Source organism: uncultured Boseongicola sp., from assembly GCF_937988555.1.
Lineage (GTDB): Bacteria > Pseudomonadota > Alphaproteobacteria > Rhodobacterales > Rhodobacteraceae > Boseongicola.
The window spans coordinates 1-7,347 of the sequence record NZ_CALJXO010000185.1 but is presented as its reverse complement, the minus strand read 5'-3'; the positions used below and the strand labels follow the sequence as shown (position 1 = coordinate 7,347).

General features: G+C 54.7%; 6 protein-coding genes. 2 read left to right on the top strand and 4 right to left on the bottom strand.

Going from position 1 to position 7,347, the window contains the following annotated elements; translation table 11 throughout:
* The 4 genes from Q1B15_RS10065 to Q1B15_RS10050 all read right to left on the bottom strand — a co-directional run.
* The coding region (locus Q1B15_RS10065; RefSeq protein ID WP_299753559.1) for a hypothetical protein at positions 1–983 on the bottom strand (983 nt) is incomplete at its 3' end.
* A gap of 5 nt (positions 984–988) precedes the next feature.
* Positions 989–1,594 carry a polysaccharide biosynthesis/export family protein gene (locus Q1B15_RS10060; protein WP_299753558.1) on the bottom strand — a complete coding sequence of 202 codons (606 nt, stop codon included), beginning with the start codon at positions 1,592–1,594 and terminating at the stop codon, positions 989–991.
* A gap of 121 nt (positions 1,595–1,715) precedes the next feature.
* Positions 1,716–4,160: a tetratricopeptide repeat protein gene (locus Q1B15_RS10055; protein ID WP_299753556.1), complete on the bottom strand. Its 2,445-nt coding sequence runs from the start codon at positions 4,158–4,160 to the stop codon at positions 1,716–1,718.
* Between the two features lie 94 nt (positions 4,161–4,254).
* Positions 4,255–4,932 (bottom strand): sugar transferase, encoded by a 678-nt coding sequence (locus Q1B15_RS10050; RefSeq protein WP_299753554.1) that lies wholly within the window; start codon positions 4,930–4,932, stop codon positions 4,255–4,257.
* A gap of 507 nt (positions 4,933–5,439) precedes the next feature.
* On the opposite strand from Q1B15_RS10050, the gene Q1B15_RS10045 reads away from it, so the two are divergent.
* On the top strand, positions 5,440–6,294 hold the full coding sequence (locus tag Q1B15_RS10045; RefSeq protein ID WP_299753552.1) for an AAA family ATPase: 855 nt from the start codon (positions 5,440–5,442) through the stop codon (positions 6,292–6,294).
* Positions 6,291–7,347, top strand: a 1,057-nt coding sequence (locus Q1B15_RS10040) for a lipopolysaccharide biosynthesis (protein ID WP_299753550.1), incomplete at its 3' end; no start/stop codon positions are given. The genes Q1B15_RS10045 and Q1B15_RS10040, both read left to right, overlap by 4 nt.

Here is a 7,347-nt window from a genome sequence, read left to right as displayed (position 1 = left end):
ACAACACCAAGCGATAAAGACAAACCACCAGTTGGCAGCTCGAAGTCGCGGCTTACATTAATGCTTGTGCGGCGGCCGCTGTTGTCAATCTGGCTGGAAAGGTTGAGCGAAATTGCTCCGTCTGGACGCGGTTGGCTGACGCCAAAGCTAAGGCCGACGCCATCTCGTTTGTCGGTGTCGGCCCCGTTAAGCGTTTCGGCCGTATCAAGCGACAAATCAGCTGATATCTCGAGGCCGGTATTGATTTGTGTTGTGACGCCAGCACCAATTGACTGAGTGCGCCGGGTTTCGTCCAAGTCGTCAACGTCGGTTCGATTGTATCTACCTGTCAAGCGGGCTGTCGTTGACGGATTGATGCTGAAGCGCGCGATTGCGCTTAAGCGCCGGGCATCACTGTCGGTGAGTTCATCGTCGACTGTATCGACGAAATCATTTGAAGACAGACCAAGGGAAAGATCGACGCCGAAGGGTGCATCTATCCCTGTTGAGAAATCAGCTGAGAATTGGGTGCGTTTGCGCGTTCCGCCTTCGACGATCAACGCGTCGGGATCAAAAACGCCATCAATGAAAAAACCGAAGACGTCATCATCGAGGTTTGCTTCATCATATCGCCCGGAAAGGGACAGGCGTGAATTTATGCCTTCTCTGGTGTAGCCAAGCGCTATGTTCGAGCGCCGAACATCCAAAGCGTCGGCTTCCGTTGTCGCGCCACCATCTTTGCCTTCTATGCCCGCGCCCACGCTGAAACTAAAGCGATCTACCCGTGTTTCGCTTGAGACGGAAAAGCCCAAGTTGGTCACGCTTGTAAGCGTCGTGCCGTCGGGCGGTGTCGCAAGCGAAGGGTTGTCGCTGACCTCTAGGCCAGTCGAGAACGATAAGTTTCCACGGACACCGGTCCCGTCTTGTGCCAGCACAGGCGCCGCTGTCATCGCTGCAAGCGAAAGGGCGGCAGTTGTTAGTCGTCCCGGTCGCGATATTTTCATATTTTCTACTCGAATAGGCGTCTTTCAGGAACAATGATAACATCACCGTCAGCAAGAACAATGTCTGATCCTACCGAAGCACCACTGGCGATAGCTTTATAGTTGATGCGTGACACGGTTTGCTCGCCGGTTGATATATTCGAGCGGCGCAGCAGGATGCGTTTTGTTGCAGCGAAACGCGTGAAGCCACCTGATGTTGCAAGGGCTTGAAGCACAGTTGTACCACGCTCGATCCGCTTGAGGCCGGGCGCGCCAATTTCGCCCAACATGTAGACGTCGATGGTAGGACCGATTTGCGGTGCCTGGGCCTCGACCCGTGGGCGAAGCGACTGGACCGTTACGAAAACGGTTGGCTCAGAGGCGAAGTTTGACGAAATCCTGGACGCAATCGCACCGGCTACTGCATCGGGTGACTGACCACCGGCCTGCACACTCCCCGCGAAGGGGAAGGTGATTGTGCCATTTGGCAACACAAGCAGGGACCTGTTGAGGGATGGATCCTCAAGGACTTCGACCGCAAGCGTATCACCGCTGCGGATACTGTATTGGCTTTGCGCAAAAGCGACAGTTGCCGCCACGCACGCTATGATAGCTAAAACCAGAGTTTTCATCTTATTCACCCCCAAAAACTACGTCCCCAACAGTATGGAACTCTTCACGTTGCATTCAAAGCGCCAAATCGTGTTCGATTACATCCCTTAACGCGTTGTGTTCAAAGGGCTACATGCCCTGCTATTCGGTCGCGGCCCCTGCAGACAATCGCTCGACGGCAGTTTGCGCCAATGCGACCTGCGGGCGCGGGTCACTTTCAACACCCAGATCGATCGCACGCTGGTAGGCGGCGGCGGCGTCTTCTGTGCGACCCAAGGCCTCGTAGGCGCTGGCCAGATGGAATTGGACAATCAGGTCATTGGTCAAGGCCCGCGCAGCCGGCTCCAGATACTCGACGGCCTCTTCTGACTGGCCACGGCGATGAAGGATCCAGCCGTAGGTATCCTGAAACGGCGGCACTTCTGTGCCACGCAGGCGGCGGGCAATGGCGAAGGCGCGTTCAAGGCTGGCCACGTCAGTTTTGTAAGTGGCCAAAAGACTTGCGAGATTGTTGGCCACGACGAGAATTCCAGAATCCTGTTCGTACAGTGCCTCGTAGATCTCGATCGCTCCATCGATATCGTTTGCACGCTCAAGGAATGTGGCTTTTGCCCATAGGAGGTTAGGGGCGTCGGGGCTTGCTTCCAAGGCGGCATCCAATGTGGACCGTGCCGCATCCAGTCGACCTTGAGAGCTTTGAGCACGCATCAGCTGTATCCAGGCGTTTTCAAAGTTGGGAGCCGCCTTGGTCAGATTTTGGAACGTCGTTTCAGCATCTTCGTAGTCGCGAAGTGCAAGCTGGGCACCGCCGAGGACCATCGCTATTCGGGGGTTGTCTGGCTGCGAGGCGACGATGTCATTGGCGATTTGAAGCGCCATGTCACGTTCCCCGGCGCGCAGTCTTTCGCGCAAAAGAGCAACTTGCGCAGAGACACCAGCATCAGCGCCGCGCGCCATATTTTCAAGTTCGGCAATGGCCTGGTCTCGCCCATCGCGGCGCGAAAGGACTTGCAAACGGAGTGAGTCAGCTATGCCGACGGCGCGGTTGTCGCCGTTTCTACGCAGCGTGGATTCCACCTGAAGGGCTCGCGGCCAGTCCTGAGAGCGCAGATAAACCTCGCCAAGCGCTTGAAGAAGCGCGGTATCGGCTGGGGTCTGGCGAAGCGCCCTGACCAAGGCGTCTTCGGCGGGGCGCAAACGGTCAACTGCAATCAGTGTCTGTGCAAAGCGGATCGTTTCGTCCGGAGCATAACCCGAGGCCTCGGCGGCAAGAGACAGCATATCTTGTGCCAATTCTGTTTCGCCGGCGCGTTGGTGAGCCTGCGCCATGAGCGTCATGGTTTCCGCATCCTGGGGGGCCTGGTCCAGCGCGCGGCGAAGCGCATTGATAGCTTCCCCCACTTGATCGCTTTCAATCAACCAGCCAGCACTAAGCTTCAAAGCCGAAACCTGTGATGGGTCCTGCGCAAGAACCTCCTCCACAAGCTGGCGGGCGCCAATCTCGTTTCCGTTGGTGATCAGCATGCGGGCAAGCGTGACTTTGAAGTCGCTTGCGCGGTCATCTTCGGGGGCGGCTGTGTCAATGATGGACTGCATTTCAGCGATCCCGCCTTCCCGGTCGCCGGAATCGAACAGAATGCCCGAGCGCAGCGCCCTCAAAATAGCGTTGTCTTCGTAACGTCCTACAGAAGCTTCAATTTCTGCCAGCGCGGCCTCGGGGCCGTTTACTTCGCGAATGAAGCCGATCAAAGCGATCTGTAAGTCAAGGCTATCGTCCGTTGCCGCGATTTGCTCACGCAGGAATTCTTCCGCGCGTTCAGGGCGCCCAAGCGCAGTCAACAACCGCACCAGAGAGCCTTTGCTTAAAGTGTCCTCGGGAAATGCGATAACAGTCATGCGCAAATGCTCTTCGAGGGCATCGAAGTTTTCAAGCTGTGCAAGAATGGAAGACTTCATGCCATAGTAGAGCTGAGAGTCTTTTTCGATCGCTATGGCGCGGTCCACGAACTGTATGGCCTCTTCGAGGCGGCTTTCGCGCGACAGGCCTTCGATGATGATCCGCAAAAGTGTAACATCTTCGGGATACGTCTCGGTGAGCGCGATCGCGTCACGGGTGAGGCTGCGCATTGTCTCAGTGTCTTCGGCGAGCGCTGCCTTGCGGAATTGCATCACGAGGTCGATGACTTCCACACCGTCCAGCTGCACACTTGCCGCGATCAAGCTTTCAGAATGACGCTCGGCTTCTTCCCAGTTTTGCGCCTCAATGGCCATTTCGGTTAGGGCGAGTTTGGCGTCCATGTCATCGGGGTCTTGCTCGGCTAAGCGCAGGAAATTTGCATAGGCATCGCTAAAGTTGCCGCGGTCGCGGACGGTTTCAGCGTAAAGGCGTCGGCCTGCCACGTGAAACTCGTCCAAGGACAAAACATTTCTCAGCTCGACGAGTGCGCGCTCAACATCGCCTGCTTCAATTAGCTCCAGGCTGTTATTGAAATGGCCTTCTGCGCGTTCCTCGGCGTTGTCACACGCTGCTAGAAAGGCCATAGCGACACCCAAAATGAGCCCGCGAGAAAGTGTGGAAGACCGCATGAAAAACTCCTCAAAACGAATTGGAGCGACACTAACAAACACAAATGTGCGCAACCAGCCCATTTAACTCACTGTTGCGGGATTAAAAAGAAGATCAGTAGCCGGTTCCACGGACAACGACCGTAACGGTTCTCGCGAGGATCTTCAGGTCCTGCCAGGCAGACATGCTAAGATCATAAGCATCGTCATAATAGGCCCGCTCTGCAAACTCGGTCTCATTTCGCTTCGAGACCTGCCAAAGACCGGTAATTCCGGGGCGCAGACTGTAATAGCTGCGGCCTGGGTAAAGCGCCTGTTGGCACGGCAACATAGGCCGCGGTCCGATCAGGGACATGTCACCTGCTATCACGTTCATGATCTGCGGCAACTCATCAAGAGACGTCCGGCGTAAAATTCGGCCAATCGGGGTGCAGCGGGGGTCTTTGGCGAGTTTCTGTTTCGAATTCCACTCGCGCCGCGCACCAGGATTTTCCGAAAGGTGAGCTTCGAGCATGACTTCCGCGTCAGGCACCATCGTGCGGAATTTCCAAATCGTGAACCGACGGCCGTCGCGGCCGACTCGTTCCTGACGGAATAGTGCCGAGTGACCGTCCGAGGCGATCAACAAGGCGATCAATCCCATAAATGGAATAACGAAAGGTAGGGAGATGATTACAAGCGCCAGATCAAAACCACGCTTAATGCCGGATCGGTACAGCCCATGGGCTTGAACCGGGCCTGATATCGGTAAGGCGTCAACATTCGCAGCAGAGCGATTTGCAACATTGGTCACATGTACTGTCATACTTGCTACCGAATCAATTTCGGCCCCCTAAAACTCACTAGACCCAAACACGACACAAATCAGCAGCAGGTACTGGAAGGCGAGGTCTATTACTTGTTAGCATTTTGCGGTCAGCATTGGAAGATTTCCATTCGTATTATGAGCTTAACTGAGCTCTCTGCCTTGGTTAACGTGCCGTCATTTGGATGTTACGCCTGAAAAACCGCAAGAAAGCGCCTTCTGATGGCCGTAATGTCGCCTCAATCAACGCTTGAGGCAGACACATTCAAACACGGCTTTGGTAAACGATTGCTTAAAAACTGCACAGATTGTCCACAAAACGTGGACGATTGATTAAGCCAAATGATGCGATGGTGACGTGTGATTCGGCGTTGCTTGGTCTTTCTGGCAGAAATTTGCAGAAAGGCCGTGGCGGCGACACGATATAGCCATTAAGTCTAGTTAACTTCGGATCCGACGCTCTTTTGCGTAGGTCCTTAAAACAGCAGCGAGACGATGACGAGTAACGATCTTTACGTTGAATACTTCGGGTTTACCGAGCGACCGTTCACGCTGTTGCCCGATCCAGATTTCTTGTTCTGGTCGCGCGCGCACCGACGTGCATTTTCTGTTCTTGAATTCGGCGTAATAACCCGCGCTCCTATAACGGTTGTGACTGGGGAAGTGGGTGCCGGAAAGACGACGCTGATCCAGAAACTTCTTCAAGCGCTTGATGATGATATCACCCTCGGCTTGATCTCAAACGCGCAAGGTGGCCGGGGTGAGCTGTTGCAGTGGGTCTTGAATTCACTCTCGATCCAGGCGGATTTGACCGGATCGTATGTGACGATGTTCCAGCAACTTCAGGACTATGTGATCGAGGAATACGCGAGCGGACGCCGCGTCGTGCTTGTGATTGATGAGGCTCAGAACCTCAGCATCGAAGGACTGGAAGAGTTGCGGATGTTAACCAATATTAACTCCAACAAAGATGAGTTGTTGCAACTGATTCTGGTCGGGCAGCCCGAACTGCGTCAGATGATTATGCGACCGGAGTTGCGCCAGTTTGCACAGCGGGTTACCGCGACCTATCATATAGGGGCACTGGATCGCACGGCCGTTGCAGGGTATATCCAACATCGCCTCAATCATGTCGGCGGTTCTGGCAATGAGTTCACCTCAGACGCGATTGATCTCATTCATGAACATTCACGTGGGATTCCAAGATTGGTGAACAAATTGTGTGATTTTGCGATGGTTTATGCAGCAACTGAAGAGCGTCGCGTTGTCGACGGCGCGATCATTGAAGAAGTCCTCGAAGACGGGATTTTTCTGCCTGCCGTGCATGTAGCGGGAGATGCAGCCGAATGATGTCCGATATCACATTTTACAAAGCCTTGTTCATGAAGCGCCTGCCAATGATGGCTACCATATTTGTGCTCTGTTCGGCGATCGGTGTTGGGTTAGCAATGATGTTGCCGTCGCGTTATGTGGCGAGTGCGAGACTGCTGGTAGAAAGCCCGCAGATTCCCGACGAGCTTGCGGCTTCGACGGTACGCACTTCGGCGACCGAACGTTTGCAGATTGTCGAGCAAAGGTTGCTCACGCGGGCGAACCTTATTGACATAGCAAACAAATTTTCTGTTTTCGAAGGGCGTGGTCGGATGACGCCCGATGAGGTCGTTGCGGAAATGCGCGACCTTACCACGATCCGTACGACCGGCAGTCGCGGCGGCGCGACATTCATGACAGTTGCTTTTCGCGCCACGTCTCCGGGACTATCGGCGAGCGTTGCCAATGAATTTGTGACGTTGGTGCTCAACGAAGACTCCGAACGCCGCCAGCTTTTGGCCGGGCAAACTCTTGAATTTTTTGAGGAAGACGTGAGCCGATTAGATCAGGAATTGGGCCTGCTGAGCAATGCGATTGTCGAGTTCAAAGATGCCAATCAGGATGCGCTTCCAGAAAACCTTGAGTTTCGCATTGATCGGCTTGCGCGCCTGCAAGACCAGGTTATTGCCGCGACACGTGATCGTGCCGCTCTCAGCGAGCAGCGAAGCCGCCTGATGATCCTCGGCAGCAGCACTGGAGGTACGCGACTTTCAGCCGCGCAACAAGAATTGAGAACAACTGAAGAGGAGTTGAACCGGGCTCTTACCGTATATTCTGAGACAAACCCAAGAGTTCGGATGCTTAAGGCTCGTGTAGCGCAACTCACCGAGGCGGCCTCAACCGAGGAAACGAGCACACAAGAGATTGCTGCTGATCCAGCGCAAGCATTGTTTGAGTTAGAGCTGGCGGAAATCGATCGGCGCACGGCATTTCTTGATCAACAAGAACTCCGCGCGTCGAGTGAAATCGAAGAACTGCGCCGACAGATTAGCAAGACGCCTGAAAGCGCGATCCGGCTTGAGTCTTTCGAGC

Coding starts and splice junctions, on each gene's coding strand:
- Q1B15_RS10060 (WP_299753558.1), bottom strand. CDS start 1,594: ATGAAAACTCTGGTTTTAGCTATCATAGCGTGCGTGGCGGCAACTGTC.
- Q1B15_RS10055 (WP_299753556.1), bottom strand. CDS start 4,160: ATGCGGTCTTCCACACTTTCTCGCGGGCTCATTTTGGGTGTCGCTATG.
- Q1B15_RS10045 (WP_299753552.1), top strand. CDS start 5,440: ATGACGAGTAACGATCTTTACGTTGAATACTTCGGGTTTACCGAGCGA.